This window comes from Pseudomonas sp. AC169 (assembly GCF_979258515.1).
The window spans coordinates 3,894,994-3,914,220 of record NZ_OZ409866.1; the positions used below are offsets into that span (position 1 = coordinate 3,894,994).

At 59.2% G+C, this 19,227-nt stretch carries 13 protein-coding genes; 7 read left to right on the forward strand and 6 right to left on the reverse strand.

Features of this window, described 5'->3' with window-relative positions; translation table 11 throughout:
* Nucleotides 1-15 precede the first annotated feature (15 nt).
* From ACZZ0G_RS17445 to ACZZ0G_RS17460, 4 genes are all read right to left on the reverse strand, one after another.
* On the reverse strand, nt 16-1,053 hold the full coding sequence (locus ACZZ0G_RS17445) for an ABC transporter ATP-binding protein (protein WP_463556956.1): 1,038 nt from the start codon (nt 1,051-1,053) through the stop codon (nt 16-18).
* 278 nt (nt 1,054-1,331) lie between these two features.
* Nucleotides 1,332-2,483 (reverse strand): putative ABC transporter substrate-binding protein YdcS, encoded by a 1,152-nt coding sequence (gene ydcS, locus ACZZ0G_RS17450; protein WP_008081593.1) that lies wholly within the window; start codon nt 2,481-2,483, stop codon nt 1,332-1,334.
* 112 nt (nt 2,484-2,595) lie between these two features.
* Nucleotides 2,596-4,053, reverse strand: a complete 1,458-nt coding sequence (locus ACZZ0G_RS17455; protein WP_463556957.1) for a gamma-aminobutyraldehyde dehydrogenase — start codon at nt 4,051-4,053, stop codon at nt 2,596-2,598.
* Between the two features lie 131 nt (nt 4,054-4,184).
* Complete coding sequence (locus ACZZ0G_RS17460) at nt 4,185-5,099, reverse strand: LysR family transcriptional regulator (RefSeq protein WP_007949637.1); 915 nt, start codon at nt 5,097-5,099, stop codon at nt 4,185-4,187.
* Between the two features lie 177 nt (nt 5,100-5,276).
* On the opposite strand from ACZZ0G_RS17460, the gene ACZZ0G_RS17465 reads away from it, so the two are divergent.
* Nucleotides 5,277-5,999 (forward strand): tellurite resistance TerB family protein, encoded by a 723-nt coding sequence (locus ACZZ0G_RS17465; RefSeq protein WP_463556958.1) that lies wholly within the window; start codon nt 5,277-5,279, stop codon nt 5,997-5,999.
* 308 nt (nt 6,000-6,307) lie between these two features.
* On the opposite strand, the gene ACZZ0G_RS17470 is transcribed toward ACZZ0G_RS17465, so the two are convergent.
* Nucleotides 6,308-6,694: a hypothetical protein gene (locus ACZZ0G_RS17470; RefSeq protein WP_463556959.1), complete on the reverse strand. Its 387-nt coding sequence runs from the start codon at nt 6,692-6,694 to the stop codon at nt 6,308-6,310.
* A complete protein-coding gene (locus ACZZ0G_RS17475) occupies nt 6,691-11,493 on the reverse strand; it encodes an RHS repeat-associated core domain-containing protein (protein WP_463556960.1) in 4,803 nt (1,600 codons plus the stop codon). Before ACZZ0G_RS17475 ends, ACZZ0G_RS17470 begins: the two co-directional genes overlap by 4 nt.
* A 313-nt stretch (nt 11,494-11,806) precedes the next feature.
* Between ACZZ0G_RS17475 and ACZZ0G_RS17480 the strand changes: the two genes are divergently transcribed.
* The 6 genes from ACZZ0G_RS17480 to cheB are packed head-to-tail and all read left to right on the forward strand — an operon-like array spanning nt 11,807 to nt 19,202.
* Nucleotides 11,807-13,429 carry a methyl-accepting chemotaxis protein gene (locus tag ACZZ0G_RS17480; protein WP_463556961.1) on the forward strand — a complete coding sequence of 541 codons (1,623 nt, stop codon included), beginning with the start codon at nt 11,807-11,809 and terminating at the stop codon, nt 13,427-13,429.
* A complete protein-coding gene (locus ACZZ0G_RS17485; protein ID WP_463556962.1) occupies nt 13,429-13,965 on the forward strand; it encodes a chemotaxis protein CheW in 537 nt (178 codons plus the stop codon). The genes ACZZ0G_RS17480 and ACZZ0G_RS17485 overlap by 1 nt, the downstream gene beginning before the upstream one ends.
* Nucleotides 13,962-15,233, forward strand: a complete 1,272-nt coding sequence (locus ACZZ0G_RS17490; RefSeq protein ID WP_463556963.1) for a CheR family methyltransferase — start codon at nt 13,962-13,964, stop codon at nt 15,231-15,233. Before ACZZ0G_RS17485 ends, ACZZ0G_RS17490 begins: the two co-directional genes overlap by 4 nt.
* Entirely contained in the window at nt 15,230-15,913 is a 684-nt protein-coding gene (locus tag ACZZ0G_RS17495) for a chemotaxis protein CheW (RefSeq protein WP_463556964.1), read from the forward strand. The genes ACZZ0G_RS17490 and ACZZ0G_RS17495 overlap by 4 nt, the downstream gene beginning before the upstream one ends.
* Nucleotides 15,910-18,195 (forward strand): response regulator, encoded by a 2,286-nt coding sequence (locus ACZZ0G_RS17500; RefSeq protein ID WP_463556965.1) that lies wholly within the window; start codon nt 15,910-15,912, stop codon nt 18,193-18,195. The genes ACZZ0G_RS17495 and ACZZ0G_RS17500 overlap by 4 nt, the downstream gene beginning before the upstream one ends.
* Nucleotides 18,192-19,202, forward strand: coding sequence for a chemotaxis-specific protein-glutamate methyltransferase CheB (gene cheB / locus ACZZ0G_RS17505; RefSeq protein ID WP_463556966.1), 1,011 nt, complete (start codon nt 18,192-18,194; stop codon nt 19,200-19,202). Before ACZZ0G_RS17500 ends, cheB begins: the two co-directional genes overlap by 4 nt.
* Nucleotides 19,203-19,227 lie beyond the last annotated feature (25 nt).

The following is a 19,227-nucleotide window of genomic DNA, read 5'->3' on the forward strand; positions in this document are numbered from 1 at the left end:
GCGAGCGTGCTCATGTCACACCCCGCTCGCCACGGTGTCGTGCAGCGCAATCATCGCTTCCCGCGCCCAACGCGCGCTCAGGCGCTGGCCGGTCTGATGCTGTGCGCTGCTGTCGATCCACTGATTGTTGGCGTGGCTGATGCTCAGGGTCTGGCCGTTTTCCAGCTTCAATTCATAGCGCGTGGCGCTGCCCTGATACTGGATATCGTGGAGCAGACCGCTGACTTCGATCTCGTGACTGGCCAGCGGGCCTTCGGCGAAACGCACGTGTTCCGGACGGATCGAAAATGGCTGCGGATGGCCGCTGATTTGGCGGGCCAGATCGCCGCGAATCACGTTCGAGGTGCCGACGAATTCAGCGACAAATGTAGTGGTCGGTTTCATGTACAAATTGCGTGGCGTGTCGACCTGTTCGATGCGGCCCTTGTTGAACACGGCGACACGGTCGGACATCGACAGCGCTTCGGTTTGATCGTGAGTGACGAAGATGAAGGTGATGCCGAGCTGGCGTTGCAGCTTCTTCAATTCGCTTTGCATTTGTTCGCGCAATTTCAAATCGAGCGCGCCCAGAGGTTCATCCAGCAACAGCACGCGCGGGCGATTGACCAAGGCGCGGGCGAGGGCCACGCGCTGGCGCTGACCGCCGGACAATTGCACAGGTTTACGCGCGCCATAACCGCCGAGGGCGACCATGTCCAAGGCTTCTTCGGCGCGTTTATGACGCTCGGTTTTGCCGACGCCTTTGACCTTTAAACCGTAGGCGACGTTGTCGAGAACGTTCATGTGCGGGAACAGTGCGTAATCCTGAAACACCGTGTTGACGTCACGTTGATACGGCGGCAACCCGGCCGCTTCGGCGCCGTGGATACGGATCGAGCCGGCGCTCGGTTGTTCGAACCCGGCGATCAGGCGCAGGCAGGTGGTTTTGCCCGAGCCGGATGGGCCGAGCATGGAAAAGAACTCGCCGTCCTCGATATCGATGGAAACCCGGTCAACGGCCTTCACTTCGCCGAACTGCCGGGAAACGTTGGTGAACTGGACTGCAAGCGTCATGGTGCGGTGCTCCAAAAAGGCGAAGGCCGTCGCAGCGGCCCTGCCTGGACTTCTGAAAAATCTGAATCGTTTTACGGTTTGCTTGGCTCACACATTCGGCGGACGAGATGCGATCCGCTTTTAGCTCCCTCTCCCTCCGGGAGAGGGCGGGGGGTGAGGGTGGCTTTATTGGCCGTTGCTCTGAGATCAAGAGCAAGGTCAAAAGCTACCCCCTCACCCCAGCCCTCTCCCCCAGGGGGGCGAGGGGGAAAGGGAGCTCGACCGAGTTGCTCCCGGGCTTAGCGGCCGCCCATGATCGCGATGTAGTCCTGGGTCCAGCGGCTATACGGCACAAACTTGCCGCCCTCAGCCTGTGGAGTTTTCCAGAAGGCGATCTTGTCGAACTGGTCGAAACCGTTGGTCTTGCAGCCTTCCGCGCCAAGCAGTTCGCTCTCTTTGCATGCCGCTGGCACCGCCGGCAACGAACCAAACCACGCCGCCACATCACCTTGGACTTTCGGTTTCAGCGACCAGTCCATCCACTTGTAGGCGCAGTTCGGGTGCTTGGCCTCGGCGTGCAACATGGTGGTATCGGCCCAACCCGTAGCGCCTTCTTTCGGAATGGTCGAAGCAATCGGCTGCTTCTCGTTCATCAAACCGTTGACCTGATACGGCCAGGCACTCGACGCCACCACGCCTTCGTTTTTGAAGTCGCTCATCTGCACCGTGGTGTCGTGCCAGTAGCGGTGGATCAGCGGCTGCTGCGCGCGCAACAGATCGAGCACGGCTTTGTACTGATCTTCGGTGAGTTGGTACGGATCCTTGATGCCCAGTTCAGGCTTGGTCGACTTCAGATACAGCGCCGCATCGGCGATGTAGATCGGGCCGTCATAGGCCTGCACGCGGCCCTTGTTCGGCTTGCCGTCGGGCAGGTCCTGCGCGGCGAACACCACGTTCCAACTGGTCGGCGCAGTTTTAAATACGTTGGTGTTGTACATCAGCACGTTCGGGCCCCACTGGTACGGGGTGCCGTAAGTCTGCTGGTTGACCACGTACCACGGCGCATCTTTGAGGCGCGGGTCGAGGGTGTTCCAGTTCGGGATCAACGCGGTGTTGATCGGTTGCACCCGCTTGCCGACGATCAGCCGCAGCGAGGCATCGCCCGACGCGGTGACCAGGTCGTAACCGCCCTTGGCCATCAGGCTGACCATTTCGTCCGAGGTCGCAGCGGTCTTCACATTGACCTTGCAGCCGGTTTCCTGCTCGAAACCGGTCACCCAGTCGTAGGCTTTGTCGCTCTCGCCACGTTCGATGTAACCCGGCCACGCAACGATATCCAGCTGACCTTCGCCAGCACCGACAGCCTTTAACGGCTCGGCCGCTTGCAGGCTGGCACTGGCCAGCAGGGCCGTGGTGATTGCACTGAGCAGTGCGGTCTTGTGCACGAACATGAGACACACCTCTTCGTTTTTTAGATTTCTGTTAAGAGTAGTCGCAAGCTGCAAGCCCCAAGCTGCAAGACACAGCGGATTTGCTTTTAACTTGCGGCTTGTAGCTCGCCGCTTAAAGCTCCCGGCTATGCCGGGCCATGATGTGCCGCACCACGCTGTAGTCCTGCAGCGAATCACTGGATAAGTCTTTGCCGTAACCGGAGCGTTTCAGCCCGCCGTGGGGCATTTCGCTGACCAGCATGAAATGGCTGTTGATCCAAGTGCAGCCGTACTGCAGGCGCGCGGCGACTTGCATCGCCTTGTCCAGGTTCTGTGTCCAGACCGACGAGGCGAGACCGTATTCGGAATCGTTGGCCCAGTCGACGGCTTGCGCGAGTTCGTCAAAACGGGTCACGGTGACCACCGGGCCGAACACTTCGCGCTGAACGATTTCGTCGCTCTGTTTGCAACCAGCGAGCAACGTCGGTTGATAGTAGAAACCGGCGCCGGAATGCACCGCCGCACCGGTCACGCGTTCGATGTGCGGCTGACCGAGGGCGCGCTCGACGAAACTGGCGACGCGGTCGCGTTGGCGGGTGCTGATCAGCGGGCCGATCTCGTTGTCAGCGTCACGTTTGCCGGCGAAGCGCAGGCTGCTGACGGCGGCGCCGAGTTCGGCGACCAATTTGTCGTGAATCCCGGCCTGCGCGTAGATCCGGCACGCGGCGGTGCAATCCTGACCGGCGTTGTAATAGCCGTAGGTGCGCACGCCTTCGACCACGGACTGGATGTCGGCGTCGTTGCAGACGATCACCGGGGCTTTGCCGCCGAGTTCGAGGTGCGTGCGTTTCAGGGTTTTCGCGGCGGCCTGGAGGATTTTCTGCCCGGTGACAATATCGCCAGTCAGCGAAACCATGCGCACTTTGGCGTGGCCAACTAAATGGCTGCCGACACCTTCGCCGCCACCGCAAATGATGTTGATCACCCCGCGCGGCAAGATTTCAGCGAGGGCTGGCGCCAGGGCGAGGATTGACAGTGGTGTGTGTTCGGACGGTTTGAACACCAGCGTGTTACCGGCGGCGAGGGCCGGGGCGATTTTCCACGCGGCCATCATGATCGGGTAATTCCACGGCGCAATCGAGGCGACCACGCCAATCGGATCGCGACGGACCATGCTGGTGTAGCCCGGCAGGTATTCGCCGCTCAACTGACCAGTCTGGCAACGCACCGCGCCGGCGAAGAAACGGAATACATCGACGGTCGCTGTCAAATCGTCCTGACGCGCCAGGTGCAACGGCTTGCCGCAGTTCAGCGATTCGAGGCGCGCGAGGTGGTCGGCGTGTTTTTCCACGGCGTTGGCGATATCCAGCAACAGGTTCGAACGCTGCTGCGGCGTGGTGCGCGACCACCCGGCAAAGGCGCGGTGGGCGGCGAGGATGGCGGCTTCGACTTGTTCGGTGCTGGCCTCGGCGATGTGTGTGAGGATTTCACCGGTCGCAGGGTTGAGAATCGGCTCGACAAAACCTTCCCCGGCGACCAATTCGCCATCGATCAACAACGCGGTACACATCGGGGTTTGCGCGCCAGCCATTTTCCGCGATCTCTTTTCTTGTGTGGCCATTGTTGCTCCCTGAAACCGGGAGCCGACCGTCTTATAGATGCAGCAAGACTAGTGCGCGGCTCCGAGGTCGACAAATTCTAAATACTGAAGGCAGCGTTCGATTAAATAGATGGCTTGCGCCCGCCGTGGGGTTGCTCGCGGGCGACGGTGAGAAATGGATCGACCAGCGCCGGGCGCGCGGTGCCTCGGCGCCAGGCCAGACCGACGTCGAGGGTCTGGTTGAGGTCGGCGATCGGGCGCGCTTCGATGATGTCGCCCTCCAGTGACCATGGGCGATAGGTCATGTCCGGCTGGATCGACACGCCCAATCCGGCAGCGACCAGGCTTCGCACGGCCTCAGTGGACGCGGTTCTCAGAGTGATCTTCGGTTGCAGCCCGGAACCGCGCCAGAAACGCTGGGCGTTGCGATCCATTTCATCGACGTTGAGTTGAATCAGCGGCTCGCGGGCGACGTCGGCGAGATTGATGCTGTCGTGTTCCAGCAGTGGATGCTGGGCTGGCAGCCACAAACGGTGCGGTGAGTGGGTCAGTACTTCAGTCTGCAAGGCGTGGCGATCTTCGAGGTTGGAGAGGATCAATACGCCGACGTCGATCTCGCCGCTGACCAGCAAATGTTCGATGTAGGGGCGTTCGTCCTCCATCACGCGGATCTCGACGTTGGGGTAGGCGCGCTGGAATCGGGTGAGCAAATCCGCCAGATAGTAACCGGCCACCAGACTGGTAACGCCGACGATCAACTGCCCGGCGACCTGATCGGTACTCTGCTGCAGGCTGCGTTTGGCGTTGTCCACGGTCGCGAGAATCAGATGCGCCTGGCGCAGAAATTGATGCCCCTGATGCGTAAGGGTCATGCCCTTGGCATGGCGGCTGAACAGGCTGACGCCGATTTCCTCTTCCAGTTGCTGGATCGCCAGAGTCAGGGTCGATTGGGAAATGAATGCGGTTTGCGCAGCGGCGGAGATCGAGCCGGTCTCGGCCACGGCGATGAAGTGACGAATCTGACGCAGGGTCATCATGAAGAGGGTACCCAGTGGGCGGCTTTTATAGATTGGCCTGAGTGTATATCTATTTTCGCGAAGGGCCGCTGCGGGGCAAGCAACATCTGGAAGCACACTCGCAAGCAGGGCAGGGGCACTTTCGAACTAGGCTGGAGGCCTTATAGATCCGGATAACCCCTGTTTTGGAGGCGGAACATGAACACCCGTGGATTGCTCGATCAACTGCTCAAGTCCGGCCAGGATCTGTTGCAGAACAAGGCTGGCGGCACGCAGAACAAACCGGCTGCCGGCGGCTTGGGCGGTTTGCTTGGCGGCGCTTCTGGCTCCGGCGGTCTAGGCAGTCTGCTGTCAGGCGCGGGCGGTGGAGCGCTGGCGGCTGGCGCGATGGGCTTGTTGCTCGGTAACAAGAAAGTGCGCAAGGTCGGCGGTAAAGTCGCGATTTATGGTGGCCTCGCGGCGCTGGGCGTGCTGGCTTACAAGGCGTATGGCAACTACAACGCGCAAAAAGGCACCGCCCCACAAAGCGAGCCGCAAACTCTGGATCGCCTCCCACCGGCGCAAGCCGAGCAACACAGCCAGGCGATTCTCAAGGCACTGGTCGCCGCCGCCAAGGCCGACGGTCATATTGATGACCGCGAACGCGAACTGATCGAAGGCGAATTCACCAAACTCGACAACGACCAGGAACTGCAACACTGGCTTCACGCCGAACTCAACAAACCCCTCGACCCGACCGATGTCGCCCGCGCCGCGAGTACTCCGGAGATGGCCGCCGAGATGTACATCGCCAGTGTGATGCTGGTGGATGAGGAGAACTTCATGGAGAAGAGCTATCTGGATGAACTGGCGCGGCAGTTGAAGCTGGAGCCGGGGTTGAAGGTGGAGTTGGAGAAGCAGGTGCGGTTGGCTACTGTTTAAGGCTGCGTTTTAGAAAGAAACCGCAGTATTTTGCTGCGGTTTTTTACATTTACGGGGGCAACTTTTAATAACGTCCCTAGCGAAGGTTATTCTGCAAGTTTAGATACAGGTCTGCCGCTTGGTCGCCGTTATTTCCTGGGTCGTGACTGGCACAAAGTCCAGCATGATGTGCCCGCGAGCAGCACCTCCGCCAATCTCGTTTGCCAAGTGTCTAGTAGCCAATGTCAGGGCCTTTCGGGCCGTCACTGGCGGGAATAAAGGGCACCCAGCGACAGCCCGGATTTCAGATTAGGATCCGCCCGTGGCATTCAAAGCGGATATTCACACCGCCACGGTGGTGTAAATAACTCCGGATTGATTTTCAATTTTTCAAGGTGTTTGTTGATTTCCTCCTCAGATTCCATGGTTGTGATCTCTAATAAGGTTATATCGCGATCATCTACACCGTCACTTGTTTCAATTTTTTCAATAGGTATGGTGAATATTATGAGTGCGTACCTGGAGTTTTTTGATTTGTGGATAAAGTCGTAGTATTGGTGCGGGCTGTCTGAAAATTGATACTTGTAAATGGCATATATTGAAGTCCATTTTCTAAGTGATGGGTCGTCAGATATTAGCTCTTGAGCGATGTTGTCGTAACTCGCTCCATCGAGTCCATACCACACGCTACGGGGTATTTTAATCTGTGCTGTCATTTTTGACCTTCAAATTGGTTTGGCCAATAAATCCGGATTACTTTTCCGTCTTTTGGGTGCAGTTGTAAATGCGGCATCGCTGCATGCGGGTCGGTAGGGCTGTGGTTTACCATATGAACTTTTCGGGTTTCAACGTTCGATACGGGGATGTCGTCCCAATGGTAGTAAGATTCTTTGCCTTGAGGTGTTTGAAAGTAATCCTTGGCTGTAACCGAGTTGAATTCCTCGGCGTTTCTATATCCTTGGCCGACATACTTTCCTCTGAATAGTTCTTCAGCTTCCGCTCGACTGTTTACGGTGACATCCTTGGCACCTTGATCTAGCTGAGCCGAGGCTCTTTTAACACTAGGACTTGACCAGTCTACATCCGGTGCAGACGGTTCTTTGGTATCGACTCTTGAGTTTTCTGTGGGGGCTTTTGGGTTTCCTGGGCCATCGCCATTTGCTGGGCAACAACTCAACCCCAACGGATCCACCCACCCCGTAGGGTTAGGCACGTAACGGTAGTTGTTCAACCCGCCCGCAAGCTTGATCGGATCCGGCGTCAAGAACCGTCCTGTCCCCGGATTGTAGTAACGGTGTCGGTTGTAATGCAGTCCGGTTTCGGTATCGAAATACTGACCTTGGAAACGGAGTGGGTTGTCGATTTCGGCGACGTCCAGTGTGGCAAGGTTGCCGTAAGCGCGGTATTTGGCCGACCACATGATCTCGCCGCTGTAATCAGTCAGTTCCTGTGGCGTGCCGAGGTGGTCGAGTTGGTAGTAAAACGGTGTGGCCTTAAGTGGGCCTTCACCATCGAGCATCGCCAATGGGCGGAAGCTGCCGGGCTCATAGATGTAGCTGCGGTATCGATTGTCGGCGCTTTCAGCGATGAGGCGTTCGCCTTGCCAGAGAAATTCTGTGATTTGTCCGTCGACGGTTTTTTCGATGCGGCGGCCAAAGGCGTCGTATTTGTAGCTAGCGATTCTGCCGTCCGGCAGGCTGACGCTGATCAACCGTTGTTGGCAGTCGTAACGGTATTCGGTGACCAGCTTCTGGCCAGCACCGCGACGTTCACGGCTCAAATTACCGTAAGCGTCGTAGTCGTAGTGGCGGTCGCCTTGCATGAGCAAGCGGTTGCCTTTGACATTGGCGAGGTTGGCCACGGGCAGATCGTTCTGGCCGAGGAGATTGCCCGCCGGGTCATGGGCGAAGCTTTCCGGCATCGCACCACGGACGCTGAGGAGACGATCGAGCGGATCGTAATGATAACTGCGGTTGCCTTTGCGGCTGTCGTCGACACCCACGAGGTTACCGTTCGCCGCGTAGTTATAACGACGTTGAACCAGGTTTTTATCCCGCTGGCTGACGCTATGTGCTTGCAGGCGGCCCTGTTCGTCGTATTGGTATTGGCTGAGCAGCAAACCCTGTTGGCGTCGCTGTTCTCGACCGGCGCTGAATTGGTGAGCTGTCAGGCGTGAACCGTTGAGGTCAATGCTGCTCAGACGCCCGCCGGGCAGATGGCGGTAATCAAGCTTGCTGCCGTCGGGGAGACGGCAATGGCTCAGTTGGCCGACGCTGTTGTACTCATAACGCGTGGTGCCCCAGCCTTGGTGCTCAGTGATCAGACGATCCTGCTCGTCGTATTCGTAGGCGAGCGGCCAGTTTCCGTCATCGACATTTACCAAGCGCCCGAGGGCATCGTAGCCGTAGTGGATTTCATCGCCGTCGGGCAGGATTTTTACCAACAATCGTCCGGCGGCGTCGCGCTGATACTCGGTGACCAGGTCGCTGCCGTCGTCTCCGAATTCGGTTTTCTTCAGCAGTTGGCCATTGAGATCATATTCATACGCGGTCCGACGGCCATCGAAACCGGTTTCCTGCTGGATCAAGCCATTGGCGAAGTAATCGAGGTGGTAGTGCTCGCCGTGCTCGTTTTCGATTTCGGTGAGCAGCAGGCCCGCGTTGTCGTAGCGATAACGCAGTTGGCTGCCGTCAGGATTGATCCGGCGGCTGACGAGATGCAGGTTATCAGCGTATTCGTAACGGGTGATCCGCCCAAGTTCATCCCGTTCAGCGGTGACGCGACCGTAAGGGTTGTAACTGAAGGCCCGGGTGGCGCCGCCCGGCAGAGTGATCTGGGTCAGGCGATCGACAGCGTCCCATTGGTAATGGGTGATCGCGCCAAATTCGTCCTGTCGGGTGATTTGCCGGCCGAGTGCATCGTAGCGATATTTGCGTTGACCTCCGTCCGGCAGGCGTTCTTCCAGCAACTGGCCGAGATTGTTCCAGCCCAACTGATGAAGGCTGCCATCGGGATGACGAATTTCCAGCAATCGACCCTGTGGGTTGTAGCTGTAGTGGGTTTCGTTGTTGTCGGGATCGATTTGCAGGGTGATATCACCCTGACGGTTGCGCTCGTATTTCCAGCGAGCCATGCCTCTGCGCACGTGAGTGAGTTGGCCGTTGAAGTAGTTGTAATAAGTCGGCTCTCCTTCTGGCGGGAACACCGCCATCAAGCGCCCGGCGTTGTTGTACTGATACTCGGTGATCCCGCCCATTGGATCTTTTATGGCGACCAGGCGACCTTGATCGTCATAAGCGTTCTGCGTTTCGCCGCCATCCGGAGCTGTCTCGCTAAGCAAGCGTGCATTTTTGTCATGCAGGTAAACCTGGGTGCTGCCGTCCGAGTTGTATGCGGTGACAGAGCCTTTGTCATCCCATTCGTACCGCGCTTCCAGCTGCGAATAGTTGGCCCAGTGGCGAACGCAGCGGGACAGTTTTCCTTCAAGTTCCCACTCCCAGAAAAAACGGGCTCCGCCGGCTAATTGCCGTTCCACAATGACGTGTTGTTCGTTGTATCGATAATGTTCGGCCTCACCTGCCGCATTGGTCGCGCAGACTAGCTGACTGTGGTCGTTGTAGCTGTAGTTGACCAGCGTCTGAAGGGTTAGCCAAGGTTCCTGACGCTCACCGCGATCGTTGTACTCGGCACGTAGTTGCTGTCGGTCGACCGCCACCATGTGACGATCGTTATATCGCAGCAGTAGGCAGCTCCCCGCGCCATTGTCGATGCGCTGAATACGACCGACAAAGTCATAGCTGAGGTGCAGGCGATTTTCATAGGCATCGCTGAGGGCTGTCAGTCGCCCTGCGCGGAAATGGTAGAAGCGTGTGTTCGACCCGGCCTGGGTCAGAATGAGTTCGCCCGGCGCATCCCCCAGGAAAATGGCCGCTTGCGCCAGACTATTGCTGATCGCCGGCCGTTGTTCAGTCGGCATGGGGAAGTGGGTTTGACGGTTTTCATGGTCAGTCCAGACGACGCCTTTATCGTCGATGTCCAGCCGGTGTGAAAGCGAGTGGCTCCAGCCATGGCCCAGACGACTGTCGATTTCAACCGCACTGGTACGGTAGAGGCGGGTCCACTCCAGGGCTAACGAGCCTGCGAGTTCGCCGTCAGTCAGGGTGAGCAATTCTTCGCCGGTGACCATCGAGACAGGGTCATCTTTGGCGCAGGTTTTTTCAACGCGCTGTGTGGGCTGATCCGCCGCGTTTCTGGATTGCTCAGGTGCGTTATCGATCTTTTCCTGTTGTTCCACGCGCGTATCGCTGCGGGTTTTACGCCGTGCGTGAATCTGCGAGTCGGGTATGACTTCTCCCCCCGCGGCGGGTGCTGGCGGTTTCATGGGGGAGGCTATTTGTGCCGGCACGTGGGCGGTAACGTTGCTTGTTGCCTTGGTGCCGGTACTGGCGAGCGTCGTCCCACTCAAAGCTACCGGCGTGTACGCCTGCGCATGGGTTCCGAAGTGCTTGCGACTAATGGCCACCAGGTTCGCGGTCAGCTTTTCAATCAGCTTGAGTGCTTTGTCTGCTTTCAGCGTAACGGTAACGGCCTTTGCGCTGGCCCGTAATGCGACACCGAGACCTGCGGAGAAAATGATGCTCAGGACGACGTATAAAATTTCTGTTTTTAATCTGGCCAGCACTTCCGTTCGGGTTTTGGGAGGCAGCATGGACGCCCAGGCCCACATAGCAGAAATGTAGATCCAGAGCAGCGGCTCGTCGCAGGCAATCAGTATGGCTATTCGGTGCGCTTCAGTCGCTGCGTCATAAATGCGCTTGATGCTGTCGTCGGTGAAGAATTTTTTCAGCTTCTCATAGTTTTCGAGCGGATTGCTCACCAGATCGACGAGATCCTTGAGATCGTCCCAGATGCTCATGACGAAGCCCCAGAACCCGCTAATCTCAGCCAGCAACAGTTTGGCCACACGCTCGGGCAAGGATGCGTTGGTGTGCTCTTGCCAAAGAAATCTGAATTCTTTCCATTCGCTCTCCAGCCAGAGGCTCACGTCATTGATGACGACATCGTAGGACTGGAACAGACGCTCAGTGTCATCTTTGCCGGTGGAGGGGAAAAACGTAATCCGGTAGCGTTGGGCGGGCAGGAGATTCGGTACTTCTTTGATACCACTCGGGCCAATCCGGACTTGGGTCGATTTGCCGATGATCTTGTTGTTAGCGTCCACCGGTTCCAGCAGCACAGGTGTGTTGCCAATCGGTACGAATCGGGCGGATTCGAAGCTGTGGATCAGGGTGAGTTTGCCGCTCTTGGGGCAAGTGGCGAAGTGCTTCGGCTGGTCTTTGATGTCAAGTGGCGTCGAAAGATGAAGTTCGTCACCGACTTTGAATTTTTGCTCAACGTCCAGTGCTGGCAATTTTTTGACTGCGGACTTGTAGTCCGCCAGGCAGTTTTTGAATTCACCGATAATTATCTTGGGATCCGGCTGCTTTTCGAAAATTGCAGTAACGAACGGATTCATCTGGTCACCTCTTTCCTTGAGTGAGCCAGCCCCAATCCCGGGAAGCCGGCGAAGCTCATCAAGCGTGCTTATCTGCTAACCAAGCGACGTTCCTGTCGTTTTGGTTACCCGCTTGAGAACGCCTGTAACCTGACAAAACGCTGCTGAACTTTCCAGTGGCTATTCATGCCATCTGCGTTTTTCCTGTAGCAAAAAGTTTCAGAGCTTCTACGATGGCATTTGTATAGGGTTGAACCCTGATAAAGCGTCTTATAAATGAAACACCGCCCTCGGCTATACTCCCCGCATTTCGACCTAGGCACGAGGAATCACTGTGAAGAACTGGACGTTGCGCCAACGCATTTTGGCGAGCTTTGCGGTGATTATCGCCATCATGTTGCTGATGGTCGTCGTCTCGTATTCGCGACTGTTGAAAATTGAAGCCAGTGAAAACAGCGTGCGTGATGACGCGATTCCCGGCGTCTATTACAGCTCGATGATTCGTGGCGCGTGGGTCGACAGTTATCTGCAGACTCAGGAACTGCTCGGGCTCAAGGAAGGCGAGGGGATTTCCAGCGAGGACGCGGCAGACTACAAAGCGTTCGAGGCACGGTTGCAGGAGCAGATGGCCAACTACCGCAAAACCATGGCCACCGACGAGGATCGTCTCGAGTTCGCCGCGTTCGAGAAGTACCACGACGCCTACATACAGATTCAGGATGCCGTGCTTGACCTGCGCAAGCGCAGTCTGGAAGCGGATGCGGTGAAGATGTTCCACGAAAAGCTCACGCCTGCCTGGTATTCCGGGCGGATGAAGCTCAACGACATCATCGGCGAAAACAAGAAAGTCGCCGATCAGGCCATGGCCAATATTGACGACGCGGTAGCAGCGGCCAAAGTCAGCATGTTCATCTCCCTGCTGGTTGCCGTGCTGGCCGCCGGCCTGTGCGGTCTGTTGCTGATGCGCGCGATTATGGCGCCGATGAACCGCATCGTGGAAATCCTTGAAATCATGCGCACCGGCGACCTCAGTTCGCGTCTGAACCTTGAGCGCAAGGATGAGTTCGGCGCCGTCGAAACCGGCTTCAACGACATGATGACCGAGCTCACCTCGCTGGTGTCCCAGGCTCAGCGCTCCTCGGTGCAGGTGACCACCTCGGTGACCGAGATCGCCGCCACCTCCAAACAACAGCAAGCCACTGCCACCGAAACCGCGGCCACCACTACCGAGATCGGCGCTACCTCCCGTGAGATTGCGGCCACGTCGCGCGACTTGGTGCGCACCATGACCGAAGTGTCCACCGCCGCCGATCAGGCCTCGGTGCTGGCCGGCTCTGGCCAGCAAGGTCTGGCGCGCATGGAAGACACCATGCACTCGGTGATGGGCGCGGCCGATCTGGTCAACGCGAAACTGGCGATCCTTAACGAGAAGGCCGGCAACATTAACCAAGTGGTGGTGACCATCGTCAAGGTCGCCGACCAGACCAACCTGTTGTCGCTCAACGCGGCGATCGAAGCCGAGAAGGCCGGTGAATACGGTCGCGGTTTTGCTGTGGTCGCCACTGAAGTGCGGCGTCTGGCGGATCAGACCGCAGTCGCCACTTACGACATCGAACAAATGGTTCGCGAGATCCAGTCGGCGGTGTCTGCCGGTGTCATGGGCATGGACAAGTTCTCCGAAGAGGTGCGCCGTGGCATGTCCGAAGTGCAGCAGGTCGGCGAGCAGCTGTCGCAGATCATCCATCAGGTGCAAGCGTTGGCGCCACGGGTGTTGATGGTCAACGAGGGCATGCAGGCCCAGGCCACCGGCGCCGAGCAGATCAACCACGCGCTGGTGCAGTTGGGCGATGCCAGCAGTCAGACCGTCGAGTCGTTGCGTCAGGCCAGTTTTGCCATTGACGAACTGAGCCAGGTGGCCGTCGGGCTGCGCAGCGGCGTTTCGCGATTCAAAGTCTGATGAGCGACATCATCGCCAAACGCAGCGCGGCGCCAGTGGCGAAGCCGGCGTTGTTCCTGCTGTTTCGCATCGGCAGCGAACGCTACGCCTTGCGTGCCACCGAAGTCGCGGAAGTGCTGCCGCGCCTGCCGTTGAAGCCGATCGCGCGGGCGCCGCAGTGGGTCGCCGGGGTGTTTGCCTATCGCGGCGCGGTGGTGCCGGTGATCGACCTCAGCGCATTGACCTTCGGCCATCCCGCCGAGGCGCGCACCAGCACGCGGCTGGTGTTGGTGAATTACCAGCCCGACGCATCGCAATCGGTGCAATGGCTTGGACTGATTCTTGAGCAGGCCACCGACACCCTGCGTTGCCATCCGCAAGAGTTTCAGCCTTATGGCCTCGATAACCGCGAGGCGCCTTACCTCGGCCCGGTGCGCGAAGATGCGCAGGGCTTGGTGCAATGGGTACGGGTCAATGACTTGCTCGATGACGCCGTGCGCACTTTGCTGTTCCCCGATCCGCCGCTGAATCCGGCGCAGCTTGAGGCGCAGCCATGAGCAGCGATCAGCGCTTTTTCGACTTTCTCAAGGAACGCATCGGCCTCGATGTGACGTCGGTTGGGCCAGCGATCATCGAGCGCGCCGTGCGCCAGCGCACGACACTCTCGCAAGCGGCGCATGCCGATGAATATTGGCAGTTGCTGCAAGGTTCGCGAGATGAACAACAAGCATTGATCGAAGCGGTGATTGTCCCGGAAACGTGGTTTTTCCGTTATCCGGAATCCTTCGCCACACTCGGCAAACTGGCGCGCAATCGCCTCGCCGAACTGAATAACATGCGCGCGCTGCGCATCCTCAGCCTGCCGTGTTCCACCGGCGAAGAACCCTATTCGATTGCCATGGCTTTGCTCGATGCCGGGCTTAAACCGCATCAGTTCAAGGTCGATGGCATGGACGTCAGCCCGCTGTCAGTGGATAAGGCCCGGCGCGCGCTGTACGGCAAGAATTCGTTTCGCGGCCAGGATCTGGACTTTCGTGACCGGCATTTCACGGCTGAGCAGGAAGGCCAACGAGTCAATGACGATGTGCGTGAGCAAGTGCGTTTGCAGGTCGGCAATGTGCTTGATCCGACGCTGTTGGCCAGTGAGCCGGCGTTCGACTTCGTGTTCTGCCGCAATCTGTTGATCTATTTCGATCAGCCGACGCAAAAACTGGTGTTCGAGGTGCTCAAGCGCCTGACGCACTTCGATGGCGTTCTGTTTATAGGCCCGGCAGAAGGCAGTCTGCTCGGGCGTTTGGGCATGCGCTCGATCGGTATCCCGCAATCCTTTGCGTTCAGCCGCCACAGCGATCCGCACCCCGAACCGCTGCCGACGCCGAAACCGATCGTGGTGCCAGTCAGCCAACCGCCACGCAGCACGCCGCCAGCGCCGGTGCGCAATCGACCGTTTGCCGCCGTAACGTCACTGCCGATCGCCAGCAAAAGCGCGAACCCGGACGCGGCGACGTTGCTGGCCAGCATCGCCGCACTGGCCAACGAAGGCAAAAGTGCCGAAGCTCGCGCCGCCTGCGAACAGTATTTGCGCAGCCACGAACCGGTGGCTCAGGTGTTTTACTGGCTTGGCCTGCTCAGCGATGTCGCCGGCCTGACCCTTGAAGCTCAGGGTTTCTATCGCAAGGCTTTGTACCTCGAACCGCAACATCCCGAAGCGTTGATGCACCTGGCCGCGTTGTTGCAGGCCCAGGGCGACACGGCGGGTGCCAGACGATTGCAGGAGCGCGCCGCCCGCAGCGGCCGCACCGCCGACAGTGAGCGTAAACGATGATCCCGTCCGACACCTTGAACGTCACCCACGAAGACGCCCGGGCCATCGACGATTGCTGGAACCGCATCGGCATCCATGGCGACAAGTCCTGTCCGCTGCTTGAAGACCACATTCATTGCCGCAATTGCTCGGTGTACTCCGCGGCCGCCACGCGTCTGCTCGACCGTTACGCCTTGCAGCAAGACGAGCGCGATCCGGTAGCGATCACCGTGGAAAGCGATGTGAAAACCCGCTCGCTGCTGATGTTCCGTCTCGGCGAAGAATGGCTGGGGCTGGCGACGCGCAGCCTCGTTGAAGTCGCGCCGTTGCAGGCGATTCACTCGTTGCCGCACCAGCGCTCGCGGGCTTTGCTCGGCGTGGCGAATGTGCGCGGCGCACTGGTGGCGTGCATGTCGCTGGTCGAACTGCTCGATCTGGATGGCAACTCGGCGCCAGCCACCGGCGCGCGCATCATGCCGCGCATGTTGATCATCGCTGCCCATGGCGGGCCGGTGGTGGTGCCGGTTGATGAGGTTGACGGCATTCATGCCATCGACGAGCGCATTCTCGACGCCGCCTCGCAGTCCGGGGCGCAAGCCAGTGCCAAATACACCCGTGGTGTTCTGCAATATCGGGGTCGCAGCCTTCGTTGGCTGGATGAAGAACAGCTGCTGTCCGCCGTGACCCGGAGCCTTACATGACCCCCGAGCAAATGCGCGACGCCTCGCTGCTGGAGCTGTTCAGCCTTGAAGCCGAAGCGCAGACCCAAGTACTCAGTGCCGGGCTATTGGCGCTCGAGCGCAACCCGACTCAGGCCGATCAACTGGAATCGTGCATGCGTGCGGCGCACTCGCTCAAAGGTGCGGCGCGAATCGTCGGCATCGACAGCGGCGTCAGCGTTGCTCACGTGATGGAAGATTGCCTGGTCAGCGCGCAGGAAGGGCGCTTGCTGCTGCGTCCCGAGCACATCGATGCGTTGTTGCAGGGCACCGATTTGCTGATGCGCATTGCGACGCCGACGAATGCTCCGCAACCGACTGACATCGAAGCGTATGTGGCGTTGATGGCGCAGTTGCTCGATCCAGCGTCCCCGCCTGCCGTTGCAGCACCAGTCATGGCCGAATTGCAACTGGAGGCTCCGCGAGTCGAGCCGACGCCGCCAGCGCCCATCATCGACGTTGCAAGTGAGACGCCAGAACCGGCATCCCGCAAAAGCAAACGCACCACCGAAGGTGGCGAACGCGTCTTGCGCGTTACCGCCGAGCGCCTGAACAGCCTGCTCGATCTGTCGAGCAAATCGCTGGTGGAAACCCAGCGCCTCAAGCCGCATCTGGCGACCATGCAGCGTCTCAAACGCATGCAGAACAACGGTCTGCGCGCGTTGGAAAACCTTAACGTGCACCTCAAGGAACACGCGCTGAGTCTGGAGGCGCTGGAGGCCTTGGAGGATGCGCGGCGTCTGCTGGCCGAGTCCCAACAACTGCTGAGCGAGAAAAACGCCGAACTCGACGAGTTCGCCTGGCAGGCCAGCCAACGCGCACAAGTGCTCTACGACACCGCGTTGGCCTGTCGCATGCGGCCATTTGCTGATGTGTTGACCGGTCAAGTGAGGATGGTCCGCGATCTGGGCCGCAGCTTGGGCAAACAGGTGCGCCTGGAGATCGAAGGCGAGAAAACCCAGGTCGATCGCGACGTGCTGGAGAAACTCGAAGCACCGCTGACGCATTTGCTGCGCAACGCGGTCGATCACGGCATCGAACCCCCGGAACAACGACTGCTCAAGGGTAAACCGGAAGAAGGCTTGATCCGCCTGCGCGCCTCGCATCAGGCCGGTCTGCTGGTGCTGGAATTAAGCGATGACGGCAATGGCGTTGACCTGGAGAAGGTCCGCCGCAGCATCGTCGAGCGGCAGTTATCCCCAGCCGAAACCGCTGCGCAATTGAGTGAAGAAGAACTGCTGACGTTCCTGTTCCTTCCCGGTTTCAGCCTGCGCGATACGGTCACCGAAGTGTCCGGGCGGGGCGTCGGCCTCGATGCCGTTCAGCACATGGTGCGCCAGTTGCGCGGTGCGGTGGTGCTGGAGCAGACGGCGGGCGAGGGCAGTCGCTTTCATCTGGAAGTGCCGTTGACCTTGTCGGTGGTGCGCAGTCTGGTGGTAGAGGTCGGTGAAGAGGCGTACGCCTTCCCGCTGGCGCACATCGAGCGCATGTGCGATCTGGCACCGGAAGACATTGTGCAGGTCGAGGGCCGTCAGCATTTCTGGCACGAAGGCCAGCACGTCGGGCTGGTTGCGGCCAGCCAGTTGCTTAACCGCCCGGCCAGTCAGAACAGTGGCGAAACCCTTAAAGTCGTGGTGATTCGCGAGCGTGATGCGGTTTATGGCGTTGCCGTGGAGCGTTTCGTTGGCGAGCGCACGCTGGTGGTGTTGCCACTGGACGAGCGGCTGGGCAAAGTGCAGGACATCTCCGCCGGTGCATTGCTCGACGACGGTTCGGTGGTGTTGATCGTCGACGTTGAAGACATGCTGCGTTCGGTTGACAAACTGCTCAATACCGGGCGCCTTGAGCGTATCGCCCGTCATGGCAATCAGGCCGCCGAGGCAGCGCGCAAGCGAGTGCTGGTGGTCGATGACTCGCTGACCGTGCGCGAGCTGCAACGCAAGCTGCTGCTCAATCGCGGTTACGACGTCGCGGTGGCGGTGGACGGCATGGACGGTTGGAATGCGCTGCGTTCGGAGGATTTCGATTTGCTGATCACCGACATCGACATGCCACGCATGGATGGCATCGAACTGGTCACGCTGTTGCGCCGCGACAACCGCCTGCAATCGCTGCCGGTGATGGTCGTGTCGTACAAGGATCGGGAAGAGGATCGTCGCCGTGGCCTGGATGCCGGGGCGGACTACTATTTAGCCAAAGCCAGTTTTCATGACGACGCCCTGCTCGACGCAGTGGTCGAGCTCATCGGAGGAGCGCGGGCATGAAGATCGCAATCGTCAACGACATGCCCATGGCGGTGGAGGCGCTACGCCGTGCGCTGGCCTTCGAGCCGGCGCATCAGGTGGTCTGGGTCGCCCGCAACGGCGCCGAGGCGGTGCAACTGTGCGCCGAAAACACGCCGGATCTGATCCTGATGGATCTGATCATGCCGGTGATGGACGGTGTCGAAGCCACTCGCCGGATCATGGCCGAAAGCCCGTGCGCCATCGTTATCGTGACCGTTGACCGCCAACAGAACGTGCACCGAGTCTTCGAAGCCATGGGGCACGGCGCGCTGGACGTGGTCGATACCCCGGCCCTCGGCGTCGGTGATGCTCGGGAAGCGGCAGCGCCTTTGTTGCGCAAGATCCTCAATATTGGCTGGCTGATCGGTGATAAGCCGCAACGCTCGCGCCCGGCGCCGACGGCTCAGCGCAGCTCCGCTTCATGTCAGCGGCTGGTGGCGATCGGCTCATCCGCCGGTGGGCCGGCGGCGCTGGAAGTCTTGCTCAAAGGCCTGCCCAAGGACTTTTCGGCGGCGATTGTGCTGGTGCAGCATGTCGATCAGGTCTTTGCTGCCGGCATGGCCGAATGGCTGGCCAGCGCCAGCGGCCTCGATGTGCGTCTGGCCCGCGAAGGCGAACCGCCGCAGGCCGGCGCCGTGTTGCTGGCCGGCACCAATCACCATATTCGCTTATTGAAAAACGGCACGCTGGCCTACACCGCCGAGCCGGTCAACGAAATCTATCGGCCTTCCATCGATGTGTTTTTCGAGAGCGTCGCCAGTTATTGGAATGGCGACGCGGTCGGGGTTTTATTGACCGGGATGGGACGCGATGGGGCGCAAGGGCTTAAGCTCATGCGCCAACAGGGTTATCTGACCATCGCGCAGGATCAGCAAAGCAGTGCGGTGTACGGCATGCCCAAGGCCGCGGCGGCCATTGATGCCGCCGTTGAAATCCGTCCACTGGAAAAGATAGCGTCACGATTGCTGGAGGTTTTTCCCACATGAACAGGTTTATCCGCAATCCTGACCC

Coding starts and splice junctions, on each gene's coding strand:
- ACZZ0G_RS17455 (WP_463556957.1), bottom strand. CDS start 4,053: ATGGCTGGCGCGCAAACCCCGATGTGTACCGCGTTGTTGATCGATGGC.
- ACZZ0G_RS17500 (WP_463556965.1), top strand. CDS start 15,910: ATGACCCCCGAGCAAATGCGCGACGCCTCGCTGCTGGAGCTGTTCAGC.
- ACZZ0G_RS17465 (WP_463556958.1), top strand. CDS start 5,277: ATGAACACCCGTGGATTGCTCGATCAACTGCTCAAGTCCGGCCAGGAT.
- ACZZ0G_RS17460 (WP_007949637.1), bottom strand. CDS start 5,099: ATGATGACCCTGCGTCAGATTCGTCACTTCATCGCCGTGGCCGAGACC.
- ACZZ0G_RS17445 (WP_463556956.1), bottom strand. CDS start 1,053: ATGACGCTTGCAGTCCAGTTCACCAACGTTTCCCGGCAGTTCGGCGAA.
- ydcS (WP_008081593.1), bottom strand. CDS start 2,483: ATGTTCGTGCACAAGACCGCACTGCTCAGTGCAATCACCACGGCCCTG.
- ACZZ0G_RS17490 (WP_463556963.1), top strand. CDS start 13,962: ATGAGCAGCGATCAGCGCTTTTTCGACTTTCTCAAGGAACGCATCGGC.
- cheB (WP_463556966.1), top strand. CDS start 18,192: ATGAAGATCGCAATCGTCAACGACATGCCCATGGCGGTGGAGGCGCTA.
- ACZZ0G_RS17470 (WP_463556959.1), bottom strand. CDS start 6,694: ATGACAGCACAGATTAAAATACCCCGTAGCGTGTGGTATGGACTCGAT.
- ACZZ0G_RS17495 (WP_463556964.1), top strand. CDS start 15,230: ATGATCCCGTCCGACACCTTGAACGTCACCCACGAAGACGCCCGGGCC.
- ACZZ0G_RS17475 (WP_463556960.1), bottom strand. CDS start 11,493: ATGAATCCGTTCGTTACTGCAATTTTCGAAAAGCAGCCGGATCCCAAG.
- ACZZ0G_RS17485 (WP_463556962.1), top strand. CDS start 13,429: ATGAGCGACATCATCGCCAAACGCAGCGCGGCGCCAGTGGCGAAGCCG.